The following is a 22033-nucleotide window of genomic DNA, read 5'->3' as shown; positions in this document are numbered from 1 at the left end:
CGTGCGACGCGGTCTAGGCCGGGGCGGTCGCCAGCGGCAGGTCGAAGCGCAGGCACAGCCCGCGAGGCGCGTCGGTGGGACCGACGACGATCTCGCCGCCGAGGCTGCGCACGACCTTGCGCGCGATGGCGAGGCCCATGCCGGCATGGCCTGTTTCGCTTTTGGGGCGAAGGGTGGAGAGCGGTTTGAAGATCGCCTCATGCTGTTCGTGCGATATGCCGGGGCCGTCATCGGCCACGGTGATGTGAATGCGCCCCCGGTCCGGCGCGGCCGAGACGCGCAGCTGGCCAAAATCGCGGTCGTGATGGGCCGCGGCATTGCCCAGCACCGCGTCGAAGAGCCTGACCAGATCGTTCTCGGGCCCCAGAACGAAGATATCGTGGCAGGCTATGTCGCATGAGAGCCTGGGCGTGGCAGGCAAACGCGCGCAGGCCTCAGTGACGAGACCCTGAAGGTCGTGGGCAGCAGGCGGATCGGCCAGCCGACGCACGCGAGACAGCTCGGTCAATGCGGTCATCGCATCGTCCAACCTGTGCGCGTAATCCCGCAACATGTCAAGGTTTTCGCGCGTATCGGCCGGGATGGCGAAACCCTGGCTGGCCAGATCCTCGTCAATCCAGTCCGGGATGGTGCGCATGGCGCGGGCAAACGCCTTGAGGTCGTGGGTCACGATATAAAGCAGGTCCTCCGCCTCGCGGACCGTACCAAGCGGATCGTCTGGGACGTCTTCCGACACTATTGCCCACTTTCCTCGTTCTCATGCACGTGAGGAGCGACATTGGCACAGGGGACTTTCCATTTCGTGAACGGTGCCGGGCCCGCGGCCCCGCAATCGTTAAAATCAACGATACAGCCCGGTCCACGAGTAACGCTTCGGTAAGGATCGCGCGGGTAGCGTGGGGCCAGGTATCCAGGACGTTTGAGTTAGAAAGGTGCACCATGACCTCTGTTTCTCCCATCCCGACCGAGACAATGGTCGCTCAGGCGCTTCCCGTGCCCGGCTTGCACGGCGCCCGGCGCGGCGACAGTTTCGATGTTCTGATTCTGGACGACGACCCGTTCGACCAGAAACGGCTGACGCGCACGCTGGAGTCGACGGGCCTGCCCGTCAACGCCGTCACCTCGGCCTCGATCAAAGAGTTTTCCGCGGCGCTGGATGCGGACAGTTTCGATGTTGTCCTGATCGACTATCTTCTGCCGGACAGCGATGGCCTCGCAGCGCAGAAGATGGTGCAAAATCACCCGAAGAATTTCCCGGCGGCCGTGGTGATGATGTCGAACCGGATGCGCACCGATGTGGCGATCGAGTCGATCAAGCAGGGGTCGCTGGATTGCCTGGACAAGGTCGAGCTGGATACCGACAAGCTGCGCGAGCTGATGATGGCGTCGGTCAAGTTTCTGGCCGAGACCTCGCGCCACTGGATCGGCGAATTGCTGGCGAAGCAACGGGTGATGATCGCGCAGGACGTGGCAAAGCTCGTGCGCGACGAAATGGAATTTGGACGCCTGATCGACACGATCGACAAGCGCATTCTCGACATGCTCGCCGCGCGCGGGCTGACCCAGCCGGACCGCTGGGATGCCGATGGCGTGATCGACCCCGACCCGCCCTTCGCCTTTCGCTGAGTGCGGCGCATCCACCCCGTTGCCTCGACGCCGCGGTTGGGCGAGACTGTCCTCGCCACAGCTTCGGAGGACGACATGGCCGCGAACACCCCGCCCGTATGTGACTTCCACTGGCCCGCGCCGGATTTCGATCTGCCGGGGACGGACGGATTGCGTTACACGCTGCATGACGTGTCCGGCCCGCGCGGCACGCTGATCATGTTCATCTGCAACCATTGTCCCTATGTCCTGGCGGTGCTGGACCGGATCAAGCGGGATGCCAGGGAGTTGCAGGCGCGCGGCATCGGCGTCGCCGCCATATGCTCCAACGATGCCGAAGCCTACCCTGACGACAGCTTCGACAACATGGTCAAGATGGCAGAGAAAGAGGACCTGCCGTTCCCCTATCTGCATGACGAGGATCAGTCGGCGGCGCGGGCGTATCACGCCGCCTGCACGCCGGACTTCTTCGGGTTCGATGCCAAGGGCGGGCTGCAATATCGCGGTCGGCTGGATGCGTCGCGCATGTCGCCCGCGCCCGAGGACGCGCCACGGGAACTTTTCGAGGCGATGAAGCAGGTCGCGGACACCGGCGAAGGCCCGCGCGACCAGGTCGCGTCGGTCGGCTGTTCGATCAAATGGAAACCGGCCGCCTGACACGACGGCGCTTGCGCTGCGCGCAACATTCGCACATATTCCTATAAGAGAATTTCTGGGAGGAATATCATGCGACTGACCCGACGCCACCTGATGGCGACCGGCGCCGCCCTGCCCCTGGCGGCAGCACTGCCGCGCTGGAGCCTGGCGGACATGTCCCTTGGCGATGCGACGGTCACGACCGTCAGCGACGGCCACCTCGTGCTGCCCGGCGACTTCCTTTTCGAGCCGATGCCGCAGAAGGAATTGCAGAAAGTCCTGAAGGCCACCGGCCAGAGCCGCGACGAGCTGCGCCCCGAATGCAACCTGACGCTTTATCGCGACGGCACCAACACCGTGCTGTTCGATGCCGGCGCCGGGTCGAACTTCATGCCCAGCGCGGGCGAGTTGCCAGCGAGCCTGGAGGCTGCGGGCCTAGCCCCGGAGGATATCACCCACGTGGTGTTCACCCACGCGCATCCCGATCACATCTGGGGCGTTCTGGACGATTTCGGCGACCCGCTGTTCTCCAACGCCGTCTACATGATGGGGCGCGCCGAGTGGGATTACTGGTGGGACCCCGAGACCGTGAACACCATCGACGAGGCGCGCGCCGCGTTCGCCGTGGGCGCCAAGAACCGGATGGAGGCGATCGAGGACGTCGTCGAGTTCTTCGATGACGGACAGGAAGTCTTGCCTGGTATCGCGGCGGTCTCGACCCCCGGTCACACGCCGGGCCATATGAGTTTCGAGCTGCGTCGCGGAAGCGAGGCGGCAATGGTCATCGGCGACGCGATCGGCAATCACCACGTCGCCTTCGCCCGCCCGGACTGGCCCAGCGGATCGGACCAGGACCCGGACATGGCCGTGGCGACCCGCAAGACGCTGTTTGACCGGCTGACCGCAGACGACATGACCCTGATCGGGTTCCACCTGCCGGGGGGCGGCGTGGGCCGGGCGGAAACAGCCGAGACCGGCTATCGTTTCGTCGGAAAGGATGCGTGATGCGAGCCCTGACAGCCTGTCTCGTCGCCCTCAGCACTGCCCCCGCGCTGGCCGATGAAAACATACCCGACCAGTATCCCGGCTCGCCGCTTTATTCCAAGCCGGTCGAGGTGATCCCGCATGTCTGGTCGGCCATCGGTGCCACCGCGCCGCCGACCTATGAAAACACCGGGCATAACAACAACCTGAGCTTCATCGTCACCGGCGATGGCGTTGTCGTGGTGAATGGCGGGGCCGCCTATGTGTTGGCCGAGGCCCTGCACGACGAGATCAAGCGGATCACGGATCAGCCGGTTAAACTGGTGATCAACGAGAACGGCCAGGGCCATGCGATGCTGGGCAACGCCTATTGGGCCGAACAGGGCGTGCCGATCTTGGCGCATGTGGATGCCGCCGAGGAGTTCGAGGAATACGGCGCCCAGATCCTGCGGCGGATGGAGGAGTATAACCGCGACAAGGCCGAGGGCACGGTGCTGGCCGGACCCACCGAGACCTTCGAGGATGAGAAGATCATCGAGATGGGCGATTTCCGGATTGAGGTCTTGCACCTTGGGCCTGCGCACAGCCCCGGCGATATCTCGGTCTGGTTGCCCGAGCAGAGCCTGGTGATCGCGGGCGACATGGCGTTTCACGAACGCATGCTGCCGATCTTCGAGGATACGATCACGAAGGACTGGCTGGAGACGTGGGAAACCGCGTTCGAGCCGCTGGAGGCGACCTATGTGATCCCCGGCCACGGGCACCCGACCAACATGGCGCAGGTGCGGCGCTACACGCATGACTACCTGGTCTACTTGCGGGAAAAGGTGGGGGAGCACCTGGAGAGTGGGGGCAGCCTGGCCGACGCCTATTACGTCGACCAGACGCCGTACAAGCATCTGCACACCTACGAGGAACTGGCCACCAGGAATGCGGGCCGGGTCTTTGAGCAGATGGAGTTCGAGTAGGGCTTATTCGGCCGGAACCGCGACACCGCGCGGCGCGAGGACGCCGCGGGCCGCAACCGCGCCCAGCACGATGAACCCGAGGGCCAGCAGGGCGGCGATGCTGAGGGCGGCGCCGCCACTCAGACCTGCGCCTATCGTGCAGCCCCCGGCCAGCACGCCGCCGAAGCCCATCAGCACCGCGCCGGCGCTGTAACGCAGGGTTTGCACGGGGGACGAGAAACTTTGCAGCGCTAGCTCGCCGCGCGCGGCGGCGCTGAGGAAACTGCCGACGATGACCCCGCCGATCACACCGACGCCGAAGCCGGCGGGCACGGCGGTGGAGGCGATGGCGTAGAACAGGGTGTCGGTCCATGGCAGGGTGAAGGCCATCGACTGAACCGGCAGCGGGTCGAAATCATCCAGCAGCAACACCGAGGTTCCGGCCCAGCCCGCGACGACCACGAGACCGATCACCGCGCCCATGACAAGGTGCAGGACGCGGGCGCCGGAGCGGTGTGCGAGCAGGACTGCGACGGCCAGCAACCCCAGTGCCACGGCAGGCGCCACGCCGGGAATGGACGCGAGGCTGCCGATGCCGAAATCATACTGGATCGCACCGAGGGATGTGCGCAGAGGGGCCAGAACGCCCTTGAGCGTTGCGTGGGCGACAATGGCGAAAAGCGCAATGACGCTGACCGCGCGCAGGTTGCCCGTGCCGGCAAGCACGGTCAGGCGGGACATGCAGCCGCGTGTGAGCACCATGCCGATGCCGAAGGCGAGCCCGCCGAGGGCAATCGCGGCGACCGGCACGCTGCTGGACAGATAGCGGTGGTCGCCAAGCTCGACCCAGCCCATGACCCCGGCCAGGGTCATGCCGCCGATGGCCACGGCAAGCGCAACCAGCCAGACCGAGAGCGCCGAGCGGTCCACGCCGTCTTCGCCCGCCACGGCACGCCGCAGGCAGAAGCGCGATATCTGGGCGGCAACGCCGAAGGTGAGGCCCAGAAGCGCGCCCAGCAGCAGGTGCAGGGTTTGTGCGGGCAGGTCGAACGGCAGGGAGTCAAGCAGCATGGGTCACGTCCTGATTCAGGTAATCCGTCCTTATCTGGTGCGTCTTCGCGCGAGTCAAAGCCCCACGGAAAGAGCATTGTTCCACTTTCCGCAGCAAAGGCGAAACAACGTTCCGGAACGCGGAAAACGTTACAACGCCGGACCATCGGGGGACGGTCCGGCGAAACGGATTTTCCTATTTTTCGCGTTGGCGGAATATTTTTCCGATTACTGCGCCGCGATGGGCAGCCGGGCAAGTTGGCACTGCGCCCAGAGCTCTTCGAGGGCGCCGATCAGGCGCTCGACATCCTCGTCGGAGTGCACCGGGGAGGGCGTAATGCGCAGCCGTTCGGTGCCCTTGGGGACCGTGGGGTAGTTGATCGGCTGGATATAGATGCCATAGTCGCGCATCAGCACGTCCGAGATGTATTTGCATTTTACCGGGTCGCCCACCATCACCGGGATGATGTGGCTGGGGTTCTCGATATGCGGCAGGCCGATGGCGTCGAGCCGGGCGCGGACCTCGGCCACGCGGGCCTGTTGCTGGCTGCGTTCCTCGTTGCTGTGCTTGAGGTGGCGGACGGCGGCGGCGGCACCTGCGGCAACGCAGGGCGGCAGGGCCGTGGTGAAGATGAAGCCCGAGGCAAAGGAACGGACGAAGTCGCAAAGTTCGGTCGAGGCGGCGATGTAGCCGCCCATGACGCCGAACGCCTTGCCCAGCGTGCCCTCGATCACGGTCAGGCGATCCATCAGACCCTCACGCTCGGCGATACCACCGCCGCGCGGACCATACAGGCCGACCGCGTGCACCTCGTCGAGATAGGTCATGGCGCCGTATTTATCCGCCAGGTCGCAGATCTCCTTGATGGGGGCGATGTCGCCGTCCATCGAATAGACGCTCTCGAAGGCGATCATCTTGGGCGCGTTGGCGGGAAGGGCCGCCAACTTGGCCTCGAGATCGGCGAGGTCGTTGTGTTTCCAGATCACTTTCTGGGCGCGGCTGTGCCGGATGCCTTCGATCATCGACGCGTGGTTGAGCGCGTCGGACAAGACCATCAGCCCCGGAATGCGCGATGCCAATGTGCCCAGCGCGGCCCAGTTCGAGACGTAGCCGGAGGTGAAGAGGAGCGCGCTGTCCTTGCCGTGCAGGTCGGCCAGTTCGGCCTCGAGCTGCACATGGGCGTGGGTGGTGCCGGAAATGTTGCGCGTGCCGCCCGCACCTGCGCCGGTGGTGTCGAGGGCGTCGTGCATGGCCTCGAGCACGACAGGGTGCTGGCCCATCCCGAGATAGTCGTTCGAACACCAGACCGTCACGGTTTCGGGGCCATTGTAGCAATTGGCCTGCGGGAACTGCCCGCGCCGCCGTTCGAGTTCGGCAAATTCGCGATAGTTGCCTTCGGCCCGCAACCCGTCGAGTTCGGAGCGGAAAAATTCCTGGTAGTTCATCAGTTCTCTGTCGCCTCTTTCACGATCTCGGCCAAGAGCGCCTCGACCTTTTCCATCGGACCATCGGGGTAGTCGCGGTAGCCTATCGTCACGGCGCCATCCGCATCCTCGGCCACGAAAATGCCGTAGGGGCAGTGCGCGATGTTCATCGGGTCGGCCTCCATCACCTCGCGCGACACGACGGCCGAGCAGAAGAGGAAGATGTCCGCTTCCTTGAAGATCATGACATCGCTGCCGACGTCCTCGCCCGTGCGGTTGAGCATTTCGCCCACGTGGCTGACATAGTCGATCACCAGCCCCTGCCCCACGATCGCGGTTTCCACGGCAAAGGCCGCGTCATCGAAGGAACCCTCGTAGGCCGTGGTGATCGGGGCTTCGGCGTGGGCGGCGGTGGCAAAGGCCAGGGCAGCCGTCAGAATCACGGGTTTCATGGTGGGTCCTCCTAGGTGTCGGTTTGGTTTCGCACGGGGGGGCCGCCCCGGTCTTTGACCGAGATCAAAGCCGGGACGGCGGGTTGGCTTAGCCGAACATGTCGGTGGTGATGCCGGTGTACCAGCCTTCGGACTCTTCGTAGGTCGCCTTGCGCAGGGCGGAATCCTCGCCGGTTTCGCTGATGAAGCTGTCGACCGAGGCGATCTTTTCGTCCGTGGGCTCGTAGGTGGCGCCGACCTTGACGCCGTCATCGGTGGCAATGAGCGACCAGCACGTGTTGGAATACTTCGCCGGGAACACCTTGGAGCCGGTCAGCGCGCCCCGCACGGCGTTGGCGCAGACCTTGGCCTGGCTGTTGGCGGCAAAGCCGGATTTGGGCATGTCGCCCTGTTCGGCGGAATCGCCCAGCACGTAGACGTCGGCATCCGCGCGTGCGGACATGTCGGCGGGATTCACCGGCGCCCAGTTGCCATCGGTCACGCCCGCCAGTTCGGCGATGCGGCCCGCCTTTTGCGCGGGGATGACGTTGCAGACATCGACCTGGGTTTCCTCGCCATCGATGGTGACGGTCATGTTCGCGGGGTCGACCGAGACATTGCCGCCGCCGAATTCCTCGCCGATCCAGTCGACCACGCCCGGGTAATGCTTGTTCCAGCCTTCCTGGAACAGGGCCATCTTGGAGAATTTGGGCTTGGGGTCGGCCACGATGATCTTGGCGGTCGGGTTATTTTCTTTCATGAAATGCGCGACCATAGAGACCCGTTCATACGGCCCCGGGGGGCAGCGATAGGGGTTCGGAGGGGCGACCATTGCAAACGTTCCGCCCTCTGGCATCGCCTCGAGCTGGGCGCGCAGGAGTTCGGATTGCGAGCCGGCCTTGTAGGCATGGGGCATGGCGTTCTGGGCGCTGATGTCCCAGCCTTCGACAGCGCCGTCGACGAAATCGATGCCGGGGCTGAGGATCAGCTTGTCGTAGGGCAGCGTCGCGCCACCGGCGAGCGTCACGGTCCTGGCGTCGCGGTCGACATCGACGGCCCAGTCGTGGATCACGTTCACGCCGCTGGCGGCGATCGCGCCGTAGGTGTGGCCGATATCGCTGATCTCCTTGAAGCCACCGAGATAGAGGTTGGAGAAGAAGCAGGTGAAGTAGGTGCGCGTCGGTTCGACCAGCGTGACGTCGATGGCGCCGTCGCTGTCCTTGGCGATATAGCGGGCTGCCGTGGCGCCGCCCGCGCCGCCGCCGATCACGACGACGCGCGGCTTGCCCGCGCCCTGCGCCAGCACGTTCGGCGCCGCGAGCATTGTCGCGGCCGCGGCTGTCGTTCCGAGGAAAGTCCGTCTGTCGAGTGTCATGTTTAGTCCTCCCTAAGGTATTATTATCTTTATTGTTCCGTCAGTTGACCGAAATACGCGGCGAGTGCGGCGATCTCCTCATCGCCCAGGCGCCCGGCGACCATCTGCATCACCGGATGGTTGCGTTGCTTGTTCTTGTAGGCGTGCATGGCGACCACGAAATCCTCCTCCGGCCAAAGCACGATAGACGGGATACCGTCATTGGCGCCACCGGCTTGATGGCAGGCCACGCATTCCCCGCTGAGATATTCGCCATATTCGGGGTCGCCCACAAGCGCGAGGATCTCGGGGGCAAGGTCGTGGTCCATGCCCCGGATGGTCGGGTCCGCCTCGGGAATGTCGCGGGGATTGTCGGAAAAGCGCCGCAGATAGGCGATCAGGTCCAGACGCTCTTGCGGGTCCGGGAGCCCGTCAAAGCTCATCCGTGTGCCCGACGCGATTGCGGTGGGATTTTCAAGGAACACGTCGAGCGTATCGGCGTGCCATTCCAGGCCGCCGTTGCCGGCGCGCTTGAAGCTCTCGGAATATGGAAAGCCCTCTTGCGTGGCCGCTTTCCGGCCGAAAAGGCCGTTGAGGTGCGGACCGATGCCGTGCTCGGCCCCCTTGCCCACCTGGTGGCATCCGGAGCAATATTGAAAGATTTCCTTGCCGGCCTCCGGGTCGCCCTCTTCCGCGATTGCAGGGATGGCGCAGGCCAGCAGGCCTGCCGCCAGTTTGAGGGAAAGAGCGCGCAGTCCGACCGTCATGCGGTCAGTCCCCGAAGCTTTTCAGATAGGCGATGATGGCGTCGATATCCTCTTCCTTCTTCAAACCGGCAAAGCTCATCTTGGTGCCTTTCATGTAGCTTTTCGGCGCAGCGAGAAACTCGGCCATCGCCGCCTCGTCCCAGACCCGGCCTTCGGCGGCGGCTTCCTCGAAGACGCTGGAATACTTGAAGTCCTCGTGGCCGCCCATGGTCGCGCCCATGACACCGTTCAGCACCGGGCCGACGCGGTTCTTGGCGTCTTCGCCCACCATGTGGCAGGCCTTGCACTTGCGGAAGACCTTTTCGCCCGCCGCCACCAGTTCGGGATCGGGGGCAGCGGCGGCGTCGGCCTCTGGCGCGGCCGCCTCGGCGGGTTCGGGGTCTGCGGCTGCCATCTCGACCTCGTCCGCCGCGTCTTCGGCGGCGGGTTTGGCGGCGGCTTCTTCCTCGGTGCCGTCTTCCTCGGGCGTCACGTCGACCACGGAGGCCCGCATGGTGATCTCGACGCTGTCCTTGCAGTCTTGCATGCAGGGCTCGGTCCGCCAGATCGTGTATTCCGTCTCGGGCCGGTCATCGACGATGAAGCCGTCGGCGTTGGGCATCTCGAACCTGGCGAAATTCTCGTGGCTGAGCTCGAAATCGTCTTCGACCAGGTAGTTGGAATAGAGGATGTAGGCGGTGATCGCGTAGACCTCGTCCGGGCTGAGCGATTGCGCGTTGCCAAAGGGCATGGAGCGGTGCACGTAGTCCCAGACGGTCGACAGGTACGGCCAATAGGAGCCGACGGTTTTCACCGGGTCCTTGTTGTCGAGCGTGTCGAAGCCGCCAGCCAGCACCGGCCAGTTGCCGACGCCCTCGGCGAAGTCACCGTGGCAGACGGCGCAGGCCTCGGCGAAAACCTGTTCGCCGGTGGCCACGTCGCCGCGGCCTTCGGGCAGGCCGATGCCGCCGGGGCGGACGTCGACGTCCCATGCGGCGAGCTCCTCTGGCAGCGCTTCGCGGCCCAAACCGAAGCCGCCGTCGGATGTCGGGGTGGCGGCGGGTTCATTCTCTGCCGCATCGGTCGAGGCCGCGTTGGCCTGCGACACGAGCACGGGGGCAATCGAGGGGATGTCGACGACGAACTGGTCGGCCAACACGTAGGCCATCGTCAGGACGCCCGCGGCGCCGCCGACGGCCGGTGCGAAAATCTTAAGAAACTTCGACATTTTCAGCCTCCCCGTTGCCTTTGACGTGCCAGGTCTGGATGCAGTTGTTGTGGTAGATCGAGTTTTCGCCGCGCACCTCGCGCAGCTGCGCCTTGGTGGGCTGGACATAGCCGGTCTCGTCCATCGCGCGGGCCTGGAGCAGCATTTCCTCGCCGTCCCAGGTGGTGTCGAGGTAGAAGCGGGTCAGCGCCTTGCTGTCGCCTTGCGTGCCGAGGCGGGCGGTTTCCCAGGTCATGCCGCCATCGCGCGAGACATCGACGCGGGTGATCTGGCCGTGGCCGGACCAGGCAAGGCCCGAGATGACCAGCGGGCCGGGGCCGTGGGAGATGGGCGATTGCGGGCTGGGGGACGTGATGACCGATTTGGCATCCATGACCCAGGTCCATTTGCGGGCCGTGCCGTCGGCCAGGACGTCGGTGTATTTCGACGTCTCCTCGCGACTTTCCACGGGGCCGTCCATGACCTCGATCCGGCGCAGCCACTTGACCCACATGTTGCCTTCCCAGCCGGGCACCACGAGGCGCACCGGGTAGCCGTGCTCCTTGCGCAGCGCCTCGCCATTGGCCTTGAAGGCGACGAGGCAGTCGTCCAGCGCCTTTTCCATCGGGATGGACCGTCCGTTCGAGGAGGCGTCGGCGCCTTCGACATAGACCCATTTCTCCGAAAGGTCGCCGGCGGCATCCAGCCCTGCCTCTTCCAGCAGGGTGCGCAGGGTGACGCCGGAATATTCCATGTTGTGGATCATGCCGTGGGTGAACTGCACGCCATTCAGCTGTGCGCCCGCCCATTCCATGCCGGTATTGGCCGCGCATTCGCAGAAATAGACATGGTTCTCGCGCGGGAAACGCTCGAGATCGGCGTAGTGGAAGACCAGGGGAGTATCCACCAGGCCATTGATCATCAGCCGGTAGTCTTCCTTGGCCAGTTCGATGGCGCCGGAATGGTGCCGTTCGAACGCGCAGCCCTGCGGCGTGATCGTGCCGTCAAGCGCATGGATCGGCGTGAAGTTGATCGAACTGATCGGGTCGGCGGTCAGCCACGGCACGTTGCGGCGCACCACGTCATCCTCGAACCGGATCGGCAGGCCGTAGGGGGTTTCATCGACCCCCTCGCCGGTGATGGCGGCCCAGTCCTGAACCTCGGTGATCAGCGGATCGGGTTCGTTCGCTGCCGCGGCCCCTGCCACGGAACCCGCGACCGCCGCCGCGCTGCCGCGCAGGAAGGCGCGGCGGGAGGGGGATTTGAAAAGATCATTCATGGCTGAACGCTCCCTTGATGCATGCTCAGACGCCGGTGACTTCGACGCTGTCGTTTTCCTGCACCGTGACGGTGCCCATTTTCCTGATGTGGCTTTCAACCACGTCCCAGATCAGTGGTCCTTCGGTGCCTTCATTGACCGAGGCCCAGCCGGCGATGACGTAGTTGCGCGCGGGGTCGATCGGCTCGCCGGTCTCGAGCAGGGTCATGTTGCTGATCCGCTCGCCCTGTGGCGCGCTGACGTCGATGGTGTAGCCAAGGCCGCCGGTGCGGACCATGTCGCCGCCTTGCTGGTAATAGGGGTCGGGGTTGAAGATGTTGTCGGCCACGTCCTCCAGCACGACCTTGAGGAATTCGCCGGTCATTTCCGTGCGATAGGCCTCGCCATAGGTCATGGAGGTGACGTTCCAGATGTCCTCGCGGGTGATGTCCTGACCGGGGATCAGGGACGGGCCCCAGCGGACGCCGGGGCTGAGCGCGATCTCGGCATCGCGCTCCGAGAGAAGCGCGTCGCAGATCAGGTCGTCCCAGCTGCCGTTGAAGTTGCCGCGACGGTAAAGCAGGCTTTCGGTCTGGCCGATCACCTCGGAGAGTTGGTCCTCGTAAGGCGCGCGCTGTTCGTCGATCAGGGCAGTCATGTCCGCGTCGGGTTCGATCACGTCCGAGAAGATCGGGATCAGCTTGTGGCGGTAGCCCATCATCCGGCCGTCGCGGATATCGAGGTCGACGCGGCTGACGAACTTGCCGTTGCTGCCCGACGCGATGATCAGCGTCTCGCCCGACAGGACGGGTTCCGGCAGGGCGTCGTGGGTGTGACCCGACAGGATCACGTCGATGCCGCTGACGATGGTGGCCATCTTCTTGTCGACGTCGAAGCCGTTATGGCTGAGGACGACCACACATTCCGCGCCTTCGTTGCGAACCTGGTCGACGATTTCCTGCATGTGCTCGTCCCGGATGCCGAAGGCGTATTCGGGGAACATCCAGCCCGGGTTGGCGATGGGCATGTAGGGGAAGGCCTGTCCGATCACCGCGATCTTGGTGCCGCCGCGTTCGAACATCGTGTAGGGCGGGAAAAGATCGGTGGGTTCGTCCCACTCGGCGTCGAAGATATTCTGGCCAAGCGCGGCGAACGGGAGAGATTCGACGAGCTCGGTCACGCGATCGGACCCCAGCGTGAATTCCCAGTGGAAGGTCATCGCATCGGGCTTGAGTGCGTTCATCACGTTGACCATGTCCTGGCCCTGGGTGTGATAGCAGGTGTAGGAGCCGTGCCAGGTGTCGCCGCCATCCAGAAGAATGGCGTCGGGACGATCGGCCCGGATCGCGTTGACGACGGTCGCCACGCGGTCCAGTCCGCCGACGCGGCCGTATTCGCGGGCGAGCGACGTGAAGTCGCCGCTGCTGAGCGCATAGTGGCTGGGGCTGCCGTCCTCGATCCCGTAGAGGCGGCGGAAATCGGCGCCGGTGACGTGCGGCACCTCGCCCTTGTTCTCGCCCACGCCGATATTGACAGAGGGTTCGCGAAAATAGATCGGCTTCAGCTGCGCGTGGATGTCGGTGACGTGGATCAAGGACACGTTACCGAACGTGTCGAACTGCAAGAGCTGGTCCTGGGTCAGCGATTGCTGCGCGGCCAGTCTCGCCCAGTTGCCGAAGCCCGAGGCCCCGACGAGCGCCGATGCCGCCATGCCGACCTGTAGGAAATCCCTGCGCGAAATCATGAGTGAGTCGCCCCTTAAATCATATGCGCATATTTGAATGTTGCGCGCGGTGAAAAGGCCCCGCCCGACGGACGGAGCCTTGAATTGAGTTTAGTTGCGGACCGAGGGTCCTTCGACGCTAAGGCCATTGCCGCGCGAAGCGACGTAAAGCTCGAGCGCCACGAAGTCCGGGCTGCCGGGCGAGAAGGTATGCGCCCGGGTATCCCGAATGCAGCCCTTGAAGCGGGAATGCGCGGCGTTCAGCTTGGTGTTCTTCAGCCGGTAGGTCGGGAAGCCGTTGATCTGTCCCTGGCTGAGATGGTCGGCGCGGATCATGTTGCCCCAGTTGTCTTCGTGACAATTGGCGCAGCTGAGTTCCAGCTGACCGTAGCGGGTGTAGTAGATCTCCTTGCCCTTTTCCCACGTGGACTGGGCCGGACCGTCGATCGCCACATTGACCGGCATACCGCGCGACACCGAGGCCAGCAGCGCCACCATGTTGGTCATGTCGCCGCCATCGTATTTCCAAGCGTCGGCACCCATGCGGTTTTCGCGGCAGTCGTTGATCTGCATTTCGAGCGTGCGGACCTCGCCGGCGTCCTCGTTCCACTTGGGATAGACCGCCTTGACGCCCGCCATGCTGTCGACGTCGTTGTGGCACGACGAGCAGGACTTTTCCTCGGACCCTGCCGCGGTATTCCAGACCTCGGCGGCCTGTTCGACCCAGAGCATCGCGGGGTTGTCGAAATCGTCGGTTTGCAAGGCTTGCGTCTCGTCCGAGCGGAAGCGCCAACCGGAGTAAATCGTGTCCAACCCATCAAGATGCGCCGGCGCGTCGGTTTTGGTGACCATCTCGATGTCTTCGTTGACCACCAGTTCGTCTTCGTCGGGCCCGGCATAGGCGGCCAGCGCGAACACGCTGGCGGCTGCTGCCATGATCAAACGCCCACCCGTTACAGTCGTTTTTGTCATGCTATCCTCCCTGGCGCCTCAAGGCGCTTTATCCGACCGTAACCGTCTGCGTCTCTTCGTAGACGGAGCCGTCATCGTCGTACCAGGTGAACTTGAAGTCACCGGATTCGGGCACGGTGGCCTCGAATTCGAAGAACGGGTTGGTCGAGATCGCCGGTTCCATCTGGACGTCGATCACGTTCTCTCCGTTGAAGTCGACAACGAAGCGGTTGATGATCGAGCGCGGGATGACGTTGCCGTCATCGTCCTTGCGCTGACCGCTTTCCATCTGGTGGCTGATCAGCGTCTTGATGGTGATCGTCTCACCGGCGCTTGCCTTTTTCGGGACCTTGACGCGGGGTTTTACACCTTCGGCCATGTTCTTTTCTCCTTGTCCTCTGTTCAGCCGCCGCAGCCGCCGATGGTGACCTTGACGTTTGCCGATGCCTGCTTGAACGAGCCGTCTTCCATCTCGGCGACGGCGATGACGTTCTGCGTGCCGGCAAGGCGGATCCGGGTGGACGCGAATTGCGACGCGGCCAGCGGACCGAACTTGAACGTGGCCACGGGCGGCGTCGGGTTGCCATCGGCAAAGATCGAAATGGCGACGGCGCCCGGGGCGCTGACTTCGATCGGCACGGTGTTGCCGTTCTCGGCGATTTCAGGCGCGGTCAGTTCGACACCGCCCTCGCCCACATCGGCACCGCCGGTGAATTTCGCGATTGCATCTTCGGTGGCCGACGCGAAGGCCGGCAGCGCGCCGAAGGCCGTCACGGCTGCGCCTGCGGTGCCGAGCACCAGCATCTTTCGGCGATTCAGTTCCATCTTGTCCTCCAGGTATCTGAGTTATTCGTACTTGAGCGTCATCAGGTAGGCGACGACATCCTCGATTTGCTGGCCGGTCAGCAGTGGTTCGACCTCGCCTTCATGCGCTTCGCCCGTATAGGCGTCGCCGAGGCGCGTAAAGCCGTCGACCTTGTAGAAGGCCGGCATCATCGTGCCTTCGAACATGATCTTGGCATTGGCCACGATACCGCGCAGCTCCGCCTCGCTCCAGCGGTCGGCGACGCCATCGAGCGGCGGGCCGATTTCCCCGTGGAACTGAAGCTGCGACTGGTCAGAGATCATGTGGCAGGCGATGCAGTTGCCCGCCCCCTTGTTCATCAGCACGGCGCCCGCCTCGGGGTCGCCGGGCTGGCCGGTCAGTGAAGTTTCAACCGCACCATCGACGTAGTCTACATCCTGGGGTGCGATGGTTTCCGCAGCCGCAACGGTGGCGAAAAGCGCAGTTGCGGATACAAATGCAGTTAAACGTGTCATGTGCCCTCCCGTATGACAGTTAGCGTATACTTGCACACACAAAACCGATTCACGCAACAACAAATTCAAGTAAGTGAATTTTTAAATCTGTTCGCTTTCGCAGAAAAACCCGGCAGATGGCCGTGCGCATGCAGCAATTCATGCGGCTATTCCGCCAGTTTCCGTGCCAGGTATTTCTGGAACGGTTCATCGGTTTCATAGCCCTTTTCGACGACCCAGCGCAGCAGGTTCAGCGTCGTCCCCTTCTCGAACGCGCCGGGCATCGTGACCACCGCCAGCTCGTCGGCGGGCAGCTCGCCCTCGGACTCTTCGGGAAAGAACATCATCGTCGGCGTGAACATGGCATTCCAGCGGCGCACGGCCTCTTTCTCGGGCATCGCCTCGTCGTCGAAATCGGTGACCTCGACATCGCCGAACATGTTGATCTGCACCACGAAATAGTTCTCTTCGATGAACTGCTTGATCTCGGGGACGACGAACACCTCCTCGTGCATCTTCCGGCAATAGATGCAGCCGCGCTGCTCGATCAGGACGAGCAGGCGCTTGCCCTCGGCGGTCGCCTCTTCAAGGTCGTCGCCCAGGTCCTTGAAGGTGTCGCGCATCCAGGGCGCCTTGTGCAGGCCGTCGTCGCCAATCTCGGCGGCGAAGACCGGCAGCGCGATCAGCGCCGCGAAGGCGAAAGCGAATAGTCTGGTCATCTGGTGAGTCCTCCGATTTATCCGATTGTGCTGAACCAGGGGACGTTTTCAAGCATCCACTGGGCGATGATGTTCACCGAGTTGGTCGCGATCAGGACGCCGAACAGGATCAGCAGTGCGCCCATGATCTTTTCGACCAGGCCGAGGTGCCGGCGAAACCGTGCCATGAACCGCATGAACGGGCCGATGAAGAGCGCCGCCGCGATGAAGGGCAGGGTCATGCCGAGGCCATAGACGAAAAGCAGCAGCGCGCCTTGCGATGCCGATTCTTGCCCCGCCGCCGTGAACAGGATCGCCGCCAGCACGGGGCCCACGCAGGGCGTCCAGCCGAAGGCGAAGGCAAGGCCGATCACGAAGGCGCCGGCAAGACCCACGTTGCTGGTGTCGCCGGCATCCGCACGGAACTGGCGGTACAGGATGCCGATCCGAACGACGCCGAGGAAATGCAGGCCCATCACGATGATGATCGCCGCCGCGACCCAGCGCAGGATGTCGAAATAATCCTGTACCAGCTGACCGAAGGCGGTCGCCGAGGCGCCCAGCCCGACGAAGACCGTGATCACGCCGAGCGCGAAGAAGCACGCGGCGAGAAAGGCGCGCACACGCACCCCGCGGGATATCTCGGCCTCTGCCGTGATCTGGTTCATGCCCACACCGGCAAGGTAGCTGAGGTAAAAGGGGACGATGGGCAGAATGCAGGGTGAAAGGAACGACAACAACCCTGCAATCAACGCCCCGTAGATCGTTACGTCAAACATTCTTTCACCCGTCGCATTTCCTTGAAATATTCAAATATTAGATTATGATGGGTTTACGCAAGTCGTCAATCGGAGTTTCACGTGGCAGCGTTCAGAGCACTCCTGCTCGTTTTCCTGACCTGGCTTCCCGCGCCCCTGCTGGCAGAGACCTATCTGCTGATGGCCGAGGAAGACGGGTGTTACTGGTGTGCCCAATGGAACAAGGAGGTTTCGGCGAAGTATCCGAGAACCCCCGAGGGACAAGCGGCCCCTTTGCGCCGCTACGAGCTATACGACGAGACGCCGGATGTCGAATTCGTCCGGCGCGTCCGATTTACGCCGACATTCATCCTCGTCCGGGACGGCACCGAGCTGGGCCGGATCGAAGGATATCCCGGAGAGGATTTTTTCTGGGGTCTGCTCGGCAAGATGCTGGAAGAGGCGCGCATCGACCTCGACAAGACAGGCTGACGAACCCCATGACACTCGATCCCCAGAATTCTCCCGACGCATCCGAGCCTGAAACGCGGCTGCCGGTCCTTGACGCCAACATGTGCGCCGAGGACATGGAAAAGATGATGAAGAACGCCCAGCGGGCGTCGAACTTCCTCAAGGCGATCAGCCACGAGGGGCGACTGATGATCCTGTGCCATCTGGCCTCGGGCGAGAAGTCGGTGACGGAACTGGAGGACCTGCTTTCGGCGCGACAGGCGGCTGTGTCGCAGCAGTTGACCCGGCTTCGGCTGGAGGGACTGGTGACACCGCGCCGCGAGGGCAAGGCCATTTACTACAGCTTGACAGACGACAGGCCGAGGCAAATCATGGAAGTCGTCTATGACCTCTTTTGCAGGGAAGACTGACCGGGATTGAGGAGAGGTTCCGGTCGCACTACGGGAACCAAGATGCTGGACGTACTGGGCGAAGCAAATAGCGCGGCGTTGATCGGGCTATTGGGCGGCCTGGCCCTGGGGCTGGCCGCGCGCCTGGGACGATTCTGCACCCTGGGCGCGATCGAGGACGTGCTTTATTCCTCGGACGACCGGCGCATCCGCATGTGGGGCATTGCCATCGGCGTGGCGATCATCGGTACGCATTTCGCCATGGCTGGCGGCCATATGGACGGGACCGCTACCGCCTATCTGGACCGGGTCTGGAACCCGTTGGCGACCATCGTGGGCGGGCTGATGTTCGGCTATGGCATGGCGCTGTCGGGCAATTGCGGCTATGGCGCGCTGGCGCGGCTGGGGGGCGGCGATTTGCGGTCCTTCGTGATCGTGATCGTGATGGGGCTGTCGGCCTACCTTGTGATGTCCGGCCCGCTTGCGCATTTGCGCGTCTGGCTTTTCACCGTCGAGGAAGGGGCGAGGTCGCCCCAGGGATTCAGTCAACTGGCGCAGGTGCAGCTGGGCATTGGCCCCGCGCTGAGCGGCCTAGTGCTTGGAGGCGGTATCCTGGTATTCTCGCTGGCCAGCGCCCGGATGCTGCGCTCACCCGGCATGGTGTTCTGGGCCGCTGTCGTCGGTTGCGCCGTGATCCTGGGATGGGTCGGGACCTATTGGGTCGCTATGACGGGGTTCGAGGCCGAACCGATCGAGACGCATTCCTTTGCCGCGCCCATCGGCGACACGATCTATTACGCGATGACCGCCTCGGGCAACAGCCTGTCATTCAGCGTGGGCTCGGTGCTGGGTGTGGTGGTCGGCGCCTTCATCGGCTCGTGCTTCAGGGGCCATTTCCGGTGGGAAGCCTGCGAGGACCCGCGCGAGTTGAAGCGCCAGATCCTGGGGGCGGCGCTGATGGGGCCAGGCGCGATTTTGGCGGTGGGGTGCAGTATCGGCCAGGGGGTTTCGGCCTTCTCGGTGCTGGCCTTTTCCGCGCCGGTGGCGTTTCTGGCGATCTTCGCCGGCGCGGCGCTGGGGCTGAAACAGCTGATCACCGGGTTCGCGCCGGCGGAGTAACTAGGCAGAGGCGGACATGAAAAGGCCGCACCGGGATGGCGCGGCCTTTGTGTTTGCGTCGGGGCAGTCTTAGCCCAGCACGTTTTTCACGACCTTGCCCAGCTTGGTGGCCACCTCGTCGGCCTCTTCGCGGGTCATGCAGAAGGGCGGCGCGAAGCCAAGGATATCGCCCTGCGGCATGGCGCGGGAAATCACGCCTTCCTTGACCAATTCGCCGGCCAGCCGTGCGCCGACCTTCTCGGAGGCGTCGAAGAACACGCGGTCGTCGCGGTCCTTGACGAATTCCACGGCGCAAAGCAGGCCCTCGCCGCGCACTTCGCCGACGTTAGCGTGGTCGCCCACGGCCTCGGTCAGCGCCTTCTTGAAGTAGGCCCCCACCTCGCCCGCATTCTGCACGAGGTTCAGGTCGTCGATCAGCTTGAGGTTGGCGACACCGGCGGCGGCCCCGATCGGGTGCGCCGAGTAGGTCCAGCCGTGGCCGATCGGGCCGTTCTCATCCGTGCCTTGCTCCAGCACTTTCCAGACCTTGTCGGACACGATGGACCCGGACAGGGGCGCATAGGCCGAGGTCAGACCCTTGGCGATGGTGATGATGTCGGGCTTGATGCCGTAGTGGTCCGAGCCCATCATGCTGCCCAGGCGGCCAAAGCCGGTGACAACCTCGTCGGCAATCAGCAGGATGTCGTGCTTGGCCAGCACTTCCTGGATCGCGGCCCAGTAGCCTGCGGGCGGCGGCACGAGGCCCCCGGTACCCAGCGCGGGCTCGCCGATGAAGGCGCCGATGGTGTCGGCCCCCTCGCGTTCGATCAGTGCCTCGAGCTCGGCCACGCAATGGGCGACGAACTGTTCCTCGGTCTGGTTCACGTCGGCGCGGCGATAGTAATAGGGCGCTTCGGTGTGCAGCACCTGTGCCAGCGGCAGGTCGAATTTCTGGTGAAAGAGGTGCAGCCCGGTCAGCGAGCCGGTCATCAGGCCCGAGCCGTGATACCCGCGCCAGCGCGAGATGATCTTCTTCTTCTTGGGAAGCCCGCGAATGTTGTTGTAGTACCAGACCAGCTTGATGTTGGTCTCGTTGGCGTCCGACCCTGACAGGCCGAAATAGACTTTCGACATGTGGTCGGGCGCGCGGTCCAGCACCATCTTGGCGAGCGTGATCGCGGCTTCGGTGCCGTGGCCGACATAGGCGTGGTAATAGGCCAGCTCGCGCGCCTGTTCGGCGATGGCATCGGCAATCTCAAGCCGGCCATAGCCGACGTTCACGCAGTAAAGCCCGGCAAAGGCGTCGAGCAGGCGGTTGCCGTCGCGGTCCTCGATATGGCAGCCGGAGCCGCCGGTCACGATGCGCTGCGGCGCTTCGCCCCGGGCGAATTCAGCAAGGTGGGTCGAGGGATGGAAAAAGTTCTCGCGGTCCCACTGGTCGAGTTGATCGTTCTTAAGCATTGTTATCTCCTTAGCCCCAATCGCGGCAGACGTATTTGATTTCCATGAATTCTTCCATGCCCCTTCTGGCCCCTTCGCGGCCAAGGCCGGATTGCTTGACCCCGCCGAACGGGATCGGCGCGCCGGTCACCTTGGTGCGGTTGACCGCGACCATGCCGAATTGCAGCGCGCGGCTGAGCCGGTAGATGCGGCGGGGGTCGTGGGCGTGGACGTAAGCCACAAGGCCGTATTCGGTGTCGTTGGCACGGCGGATGGCCTCGTCCTCGGTCTCGAAGGGCGTGATCGCCGCGACGGGACCGAAGGTTTCCTCGCGCATGATCTCGGCCTCGTCCGGCACGTCAGTCAGCACGGTCGCGTCATAGAATAGCCGCCCGAGGGGATTGCGTTTGCCGCCGCAGGCCAGTTTCGCGCCCTTCTCCAGCGCGTCGGCGACATGCGCCTCCTGCTTGGCCACGGCACCTTCGTTCATCAGAGGTCCGAGGTCGCAATCATCCATGCCGACGCCAATCGTCAGCGCCTGCGTCGCGTTGGTGAAGCGCGTGCAGAATTCATCGTAGATGCCGCGCTGGACGTAGATGCGGTTCGCGCCCAGGCAGTCCTGACCGGAGGTGGCGAACTTGGCCTTGATGGTCTCGGCAACAGCATGATCGAGGTCGCAATCGTCGAACACGATCACCGGCGCATGACCGCCCAGTTCCATCACCAGCTTCTTCACGGTCTCGGCGGACGCGCGGTAGAGCAGACGGCCGACCTCGGTCGAGCCGGTGAAGGACAGCGCCCGCACCCGGGAGTCGTCGGTCCAGGGCGGCACCACGGTCGAGGCGCGACCGGTGACGACGTTGAACACGCCCGGCTCGACGCCCGCGCGCTCGGCCAGTTCGGCCAGCGCCAGCGCGGAGAACGGCGTCTCGTGGCTGGGATGCGCGACGATGGTGCAGCCGGCGGCGAGCGCCGCGGCGGCCTTGCGGGTCAGCATGGCCGACGGGAAGTTCCACGGCGTGATCAGCGCGACGACGCCCACGGGTTCGAGCCACAGCTCGACTTCGGCGGTGTTGAGGTGGCTGGTGACCCCCTCGATATTGGGGCGCTTGGCCTCTTCGGCGTAGAATTCGACGAAGGACGCGGCGTAGTCGATTTCGCCCCGCGCCTCGGACAGGGGTTTGCCCTGTTCGGCGACCATCAGGCGGGCCAGATCCTCGCGGTTCTCGATGATCAGGTCGAACCACCGGCGCAGGATCGCGGCGCGGTCCTGCGGCAGCTTGGACGACCACTTGGGAAAGGCGTTCTGGGCGACGGTGACGGCATCACCGCTTTCTTCGGCGGAAAGGCTCGCAACCTCGCCGACCACGGCGCCATCGGCGGGGTCGGTCACGGTCAGGGTGCTGCCATCGGCAGCGGCGACCCATTTGCCGCCGACATAGGAAAAGTTGCGCACGAGGCGCAGGTCTTCGATCAGTCGCAAAGACGAGTCGGGCATGGTTTCCTCCTTTGACTTGCGGAGGTTTTATATGGTTTGGGCAATGGGTGAGCCTGAATGAACCCACCCTTGAAGATGATTTTTCT

24 protein-coding genes are annotated in these 22033 nt (G+C 63.9%); 7 read left to right on the top strand and 17 right to left on the bottom strand.

Annotated elements, in window-relative coordinates; all coding sequences use genetic code 11:
* Window positions 1-13: 13 nt before the first annotated feature.
* Window positions 14-736, bottom strand: coding sequence for a sensor histidine kinase (locus ACQY4V_RS00855; protein WP_428515067.1), 723 nt, complete (start codon window positions 734-736; stop codon window positions 14-16).
* Window positions 737-939: 203 nt separating this feature from the next.
* Between ACQY4V_RS00855 and ACQY4V_RS00850 the strand changes: the two genes are divergently transcribed.
* The 4 genes from ACQY4V_RS00850 (at window position 940) to ACQY4V_RS00835 (ending at window position 4193) form a co-directional block, all read left to right on the top strand.
* Window positions 940-1626, top strand: coding sequence for a response regulator (locus tag ACQY4V_RS00850; RefSeq protein WP_428515066.1), 687 nt, complete (start codon window positions 940-942; stop codon window positions 1624-1626).
* Between the two features lie 75 nt (window positions 1627-1701).
* A complete protein-coding gene (locus ACQY4V_RS00845) occupies window positions 1702-2262 on the top strand; it encodes a thioredoxin family protein (RefSeq protein ID WP_428515065.1) in 561 nt (186 codons plus the stop codon).
* Window positions 2263-2331: 69 nt separating this feature from the next.
* Complete coding sequence (locus ACQY4V_RS00840) at window positions 2332-3246, top strand: MBL fold metallo-hydrolase (protein WP_428515064.1); 915 nt, start codon at window positions 2332-2334, stop codon at window positions 3244-3246.
* On the top strand, window positions 3246-4193 hold the full coding sequence (locus ACQY4V_RS00835; protein WP_428515063.1) for an MBL fold metallo-hydrolase: 948 nt from the start codon (window positions 3246-3248) through the stop codon (window positions 4191-4193). The genes ACQY4V_RS00840 and ACQY4V_RS00835 overlap by 1 nt, the downstream gene beginning before the upstream one ends.
* A 3-nt stretch (window positions 4194-4196) precedes the next feature.
* On the opposite strand, the gene ACQY4V_RS00830 is transcribed toward ACQY4V_RS00835, so the two are convergent.
* The 14 genes from ACQY4V_RS00830 to ACQY4V_RS00765 all read right to left on the bottom strand — a co-directional run bounded on the left by ACQY4V_RS00830 (window position 4197) and on the right by ACQY4V_RS00765 (window position 17093).
* Entirely contained in the window at window positions 4197-5243 is a 1047-nt protein-coding gene (locus ACQY4V_RS00830) for a YeeE/YedE family protein (protein WP_428515062.1), read from the bottom strand.
* A gap of 207 nt (window positions 5244-5450) precedes the next feature.
* Window positions 5451-6668 carry a 5-aminolevulinate synthase gene (gene hemA / locus ACQY4V_RS00825; RefSeq protein ID WP_428515061.1) on the bottom strand — a complete coding sequence of 406 codons (1218 nt, stop codon included), beginning with the start codon at window positions 6666-6668 and terminating at the stop codon, window positions 5451-5453.
* The gene (locus ACQY4V_RS00820) at window positions 6668-7099 is read right to left on the bottom strand and encodes a DUF302 domain-containing protein (RefSeq protein ID WP_428515060.1); all 432 of its coding nucleotides are present in this window, start codon (window positions 7097-7099) and stop codon (window positions 6668-6670) included. Before ACQY4V_RS00820 ends, hemA begins: the two co-directional genes overlap by 1 nt.
* 88 nt (window positions 7100-7187) lie before the next feature.
* Entirely contained in the window at window positions 7188-8453 is a 1266-nt protein-coding gene (locus ACQY4V_RS00815) for an FCSD flavin-binding domain-containing protein (protein ID WP_428515059.1), read from the bottom strand.
* A 29-nt stretch (window positions 8454-8482) separates the two neighbouring features.
* Entirely contained in the window at window positions 8483-9199 is a 717-nt protein-coding gene (locus tag ACQY4V_RS00810; protein ID WP_428515058.1) for a c-type cytochrome, read from the bottom strand.
* Window positions 9200-9203: 4 nt separating this feature from the next.
* Window positions 9204-10406 carry a c-type cytochrome gene (locus ACQY4V_RS00805; protein WP_428515057.1) on the bottom strand — a complete coding sequence of 401 codons (1203 nt, stop codon included), beginning with the start codon at window positions 10404-10406 and terminating at the stop codon, window positions 9204-9206.
* The gene (gene soxC / locus ACQY4V_RS00800) at window positions 10390-11664 is read right to left on the bottom strand and encodes a sulfite dehydrogenase (protein WP_428515056.1); all 1275 of its coding nucleotides are present in this window, start codon (window positions 11662-11664) and stop codon (window positions 10390-10392) included. The genes ACQY4V_RS00805 and soxC overlap by 17 nt, the downstream gene beginning before the upstream one ends.
* A 25-nt stretch (window positions 11665-11689) precedes the next feature.
* Complete coding sequence (gene soxB, locus ACQY4V_RS00795; protein WP_428515055.1) at window positions 11690-13387, bottom strand: thiosulfohydrolase SoxB; 1698 nt, start codon at window positions 13385-13387, stop codon at window positions 11690-11692.
* Window positions 13388-13477: 90 nt separating this feature from the next.
* Window positions 13478-14302 (bottom strand): sulfur oxidation c-type cytochrome SoxA, encoded by an 825-nt coding sequence (gene soxA, locus ACQY4V_RS00790; RefSeq protein WP_428515054.1) that lies wholly within the window; start codon window positions 14300-14302, stop codon window positions 13478-13480.
* 64 nt (window positions 14303-14366) lie between these two features.
* Window positions 14367-14696: a thiosulfate oxidation carrier complex protein SoxZ gene (gene soxZ, locus ACQY4V_RS00785; protein WP_222449147.1), complete on the bottom strand. Its 330-nt coding sequence runs from the start codon at window positions 14694-14696 to the stop codon at window positions 14367-14369.
* A 23-nt stretch (window positions 14697-14719) separates the two neighbouring features.
* Entirely contained in the window at window positions 14720-15142 is a 423-nt protein-coding gene (gene soxY / locus ACQY4V_RS00780; protein ID WP_152491367.1) for a thiosulfate oxidation carrier protein SoxY, read from the bottom strand.
* Between the two features lie 21 nt (window positions 15143-15163).
* On the bottom strand, window positions 15164-15637 hold the full coding sequence (gene soxX, locus ACQY4V_RS00775; RefSeq protein ID WP_428515053.1) for a sulfur oxidation c-type cytochrome SoxX: 474 nt from the start codon (window positions 15635-15637) through the stop codon (window positions 15164-15166).
* A gap of 146 nt (window positions 15638-15783) precedes the next feature.
* The gene (locus ACQY4V_RS00770) at window positions 15784-16335 is read right to left on the bottom strand and encodes a thioredoxin family protein (protein ID WP_428515052.1); all 552 of its coding nucleotides are present in this window, start codon (window positions 16333-16335) and stop codon (window positions 15784-15786) included.
* Between the two features lie 17 nt (window positions 16336-16352).
* A complete protein-coding gene (locus ACQY4V_RS00765; protein WP_428515051.1) occupies window positions 16353-17093 on the bottom strand; it encodes a cytochrome c biogenesis CcdA family protein in 741 nt (246 codons plus the stop codon).
* An 81-nt stretch (window positions 17094-17174) separates the two neighbouring features.
* On the opposite strand from ACQY4V_RS00765, the gene ACQY4V_RS00760 reads away from it, so the two are divergent.
* From ACQY4V_RS00760 to ACQY4V_RS00750, 3 genes are all read left to right on the top strand, one after another.
* The gene (locus ACQY4V_RS00760; protein WP_428515050.1) at window positions 17175-17543 is read left to right on the top strand and encodes a hypothetical protein; all 369 of its coding nucleotides are present in this window, start codon (window positions 17175-17177) and stop codon (window positions 17541-17543) included.
* Between the two features lie 80 nt (window positions 17544-17623).
* Window positions 17624-17932, top strand: a complete 309-nt coding sequence (locus ACQY4V_RS00755) for an ArsR/SmtB family transcription factor (protein WP_254701854.1) — start codon at window positions 17624-17626, stop codon at window positions 17930-17932.
* Window positions 17933-17974: 42 nt separating this feature from the next.
* Window positions 17975-19030, top strand: coding sequence for a YeeE/YedE family protein (locus tag ACQY4V_RS00750; protein ID WP_428515049.1), 1056 nt, complete (start codon window positions 17975-17977; stop codon window positions 19028-19030).
* Window positions 19031-19099: 69 nt separating this feature from the next.
* Here ACQY4V_RS00750 and ACQY4V_RS00745 read toward each other — a convergent pair whose 3' ends face one another.
* Together ACQY4V_RS00745 and ACQY4V_RS00740 are read right to left on the bottom strand one after the other, a co-directional pair.
* Window positions 19100-20470, bottom strand: coding sequence for an aspartate aminotransferase family protein (locus ACQY4V_RS00745; RefSeq protein WP_428515048.1), 1371 nt, complete (start codon window positions 20468-20470; stop codon window positions 19100-19102).
* Between the two features lie 10 nt (window positions 20471-20480).
* Window positions 20481-21947 carry an NAD-dependent succinate-semialdehyde dehydrogenase gene (locus ACQY4V_RS00740; RefSeq protein WP_428515047.1) on the bottom strand — a complete coding sequence of 489 codons (1467 nt, stop codon included), beginning with the start codon at window positions 21945-21947 and terminating at the stop codon, window positions 20481-20483.
* Window positions 21948-22033: the final 86 nt, after the last annotated feature.

The organism is Roseovarius sp., from assembly GCF_965277045.1.
Classification (GTDB): domain Bacteria; phylum Pseudomonadota; class Alphaproteobacteria; order Rhodobacterales; family Rhodobacteraceae; genus Roseovarius.
The sequence above is the reverse complement of the archived record's forward strand: the minus strand, read 5'-3'. Positions and strand labels throughout refer to the sequence as shown.

What these genes read in the sequence shown, in the direction of transcription:
- ACQY4V_RS00850 (WP_428515066.1), top strand. Translation starts at nt 940, where the DNA reads ATGACCTCTGTTTCTCCCATCCCGACCGAGACAATGGTCGCTCAGGCG.
- ACQY4V_RS00845 (WP_428515065.1), top strand. Translation starts at nt 1,702, where the DNA reads ATGGCCGCGAACACCCCGCCCGTATGTGACTTCCACTGGCCCGCGCCG.
- ACQY4V_RS00840 (WP_428515064.1), top strand. Translation starts at nt 2,332, where the DNA reads ATGCGACTGACCCGACGCCACCTGATGGCGACCGGCGCCGCCCTGCCC.
- ACQY4V_RS00835 (WP_428515063.1), top strand. Translation starts at nt 3,246, where the DNA reads ATGCGAGCCCTGACAGCCTGTCTCGTCGCCCTCAGCACTGCCCCCGCG.
- ACQY4V_RS00830 (WP_428515062.1), bottom strand. Translation starts at nt 5,243, where the DNA reads ATGCTGCTTGACTCCCTGCCGTTCGACCTGCCCGCACAAACCCTGCAC.
- hemA (WP_428515061.1), bottom strand. Translation starts at nt 6,668, where the DNA reads ATGAACTACCAGGAATTTTTCCGCTCCGAACTCGACGGGTTGCGGGCC.
- ACQY4V_RS00820 (WP_428515060.1), bottom strand. Translation starts at nt 7,099, where the DNA reads ATGAAACCCGTGATTCTGACGGCTGCCCTGGCCTTTGCCACCGCCGCC.
- ACQY4V_RS00815 (WP_428515059.1), bottom strand. Translation starts at nt 8,453, where the DNA reads ATGACACTCGACAGACGGACTTTCCTCGGAACGACAGCCGCGGCCGCG.
- ACQY4V_RS00810 (WP_428515058.1), bottom strand. Translation starts at nt 9,199, where the DNA reads ATGACGGTCGGACTGCGCGCTCTTTCCCTCAAACTGGCGGCAGGCCTG.
- ACQY4V_RS00805 (WP_428515057.1), bottom strand. Translation starts at nt 10,406, where the DNA reads ATGTCGAAGTTTCTTAAGATTTTCGCACCGGCCGTCGGCGGCGCCGCG.
- soxC (WP_428515056.1), bottom strand. Translation starts at nt 11,664, where the DNA reads ATGAATGATCTTTTCAAATCCCCCTCCCGCCGCGCCTTCCTGCGCGGC.
- soxB (WP_428515055.1), bottom strand. Translation starts at nt 13,387, where the DNA reads ATGATTTCGCGCAGGGATTTCCTACAGGTCGGCATGGCGGCATCGGCG.
- soxA (WP_428515054.1), bottom strand. Translation starts at nt 14,302, where the DNA reads ATGGCAGCAGCCGCCAGCGTGTTCGCGCTGGCCGCCTATGCCGGGCCC.
- soxZ (WP_222449147.1), bottom strand. Translation starts at nt 14,696, where the DNA reads ATGGCCGAAGGTGTAAAACCCCGCGTCAAGGTCCCGAAAAAGGCAAGC.
- soxY (WP_152491367.1), bottom strand. Translation starts at nt 15,142, where the DNA reads ATGGAACTGAATCGCCGAAAGATGCTGGTGCTCGGCACCGCAGGCGCA.
- soxX (WP_428515053.1), bottom strand. Translation starts at nt 15,637, where the DNA reads ATGACACGTTTAACTGCATTTGTATCCGCAACTGCGCTTTTCGCCACC.
- ACQY4V_RS00770 (WP_428515052.1), bottom strand. Translation starts at nt 16,335, where the DNA reads ATGACCAGACTATTCGCTTTCGCCTTCGCGGCGCTGATCGCGCTGCCG.
- ACQY4V_RS00765 (WP_428515051.1), bottom strand. Translation starts at nt 17,093, where the DNA reads ATGTTTGACGTAACGATCTACGGGGCGTTGATTGCAGGGTTGTTGTCG.
- ACQY4V_RS00755 (WP_254701854.1), top strand. Translation starts at nt 17,624, where the DNA reads ATGTGCGCCGAGGACATGGAAAAGATGATGAAGAACGCCCAGCGGGCG.
- ACQY4V_RS00750 (WP_428515049.1), top strand. Translation starts at nt 17,975, where the DNA reads ATGCTGGACGTACTGGGCGAAGCAAATAGCGCGGCGTTGATCGGGCTA.
- ACQY4V_RS00745 (WP_428515048.1), bottom strand. Translation starts at nt 20,470, where the DNA reads ATGCTTAAGAACGATCAACTCGACCAGTGGGACCGCGAGAACTTTTTC.
- ACQY4V_RS00740 (WP_428515047.1), bottom strand. Translation starts at nt 21,947, where the DNA reads ATGCCCGACTCGTCTTTGCGACTGATCGAAGACCTGCGCCTCGTGCGC.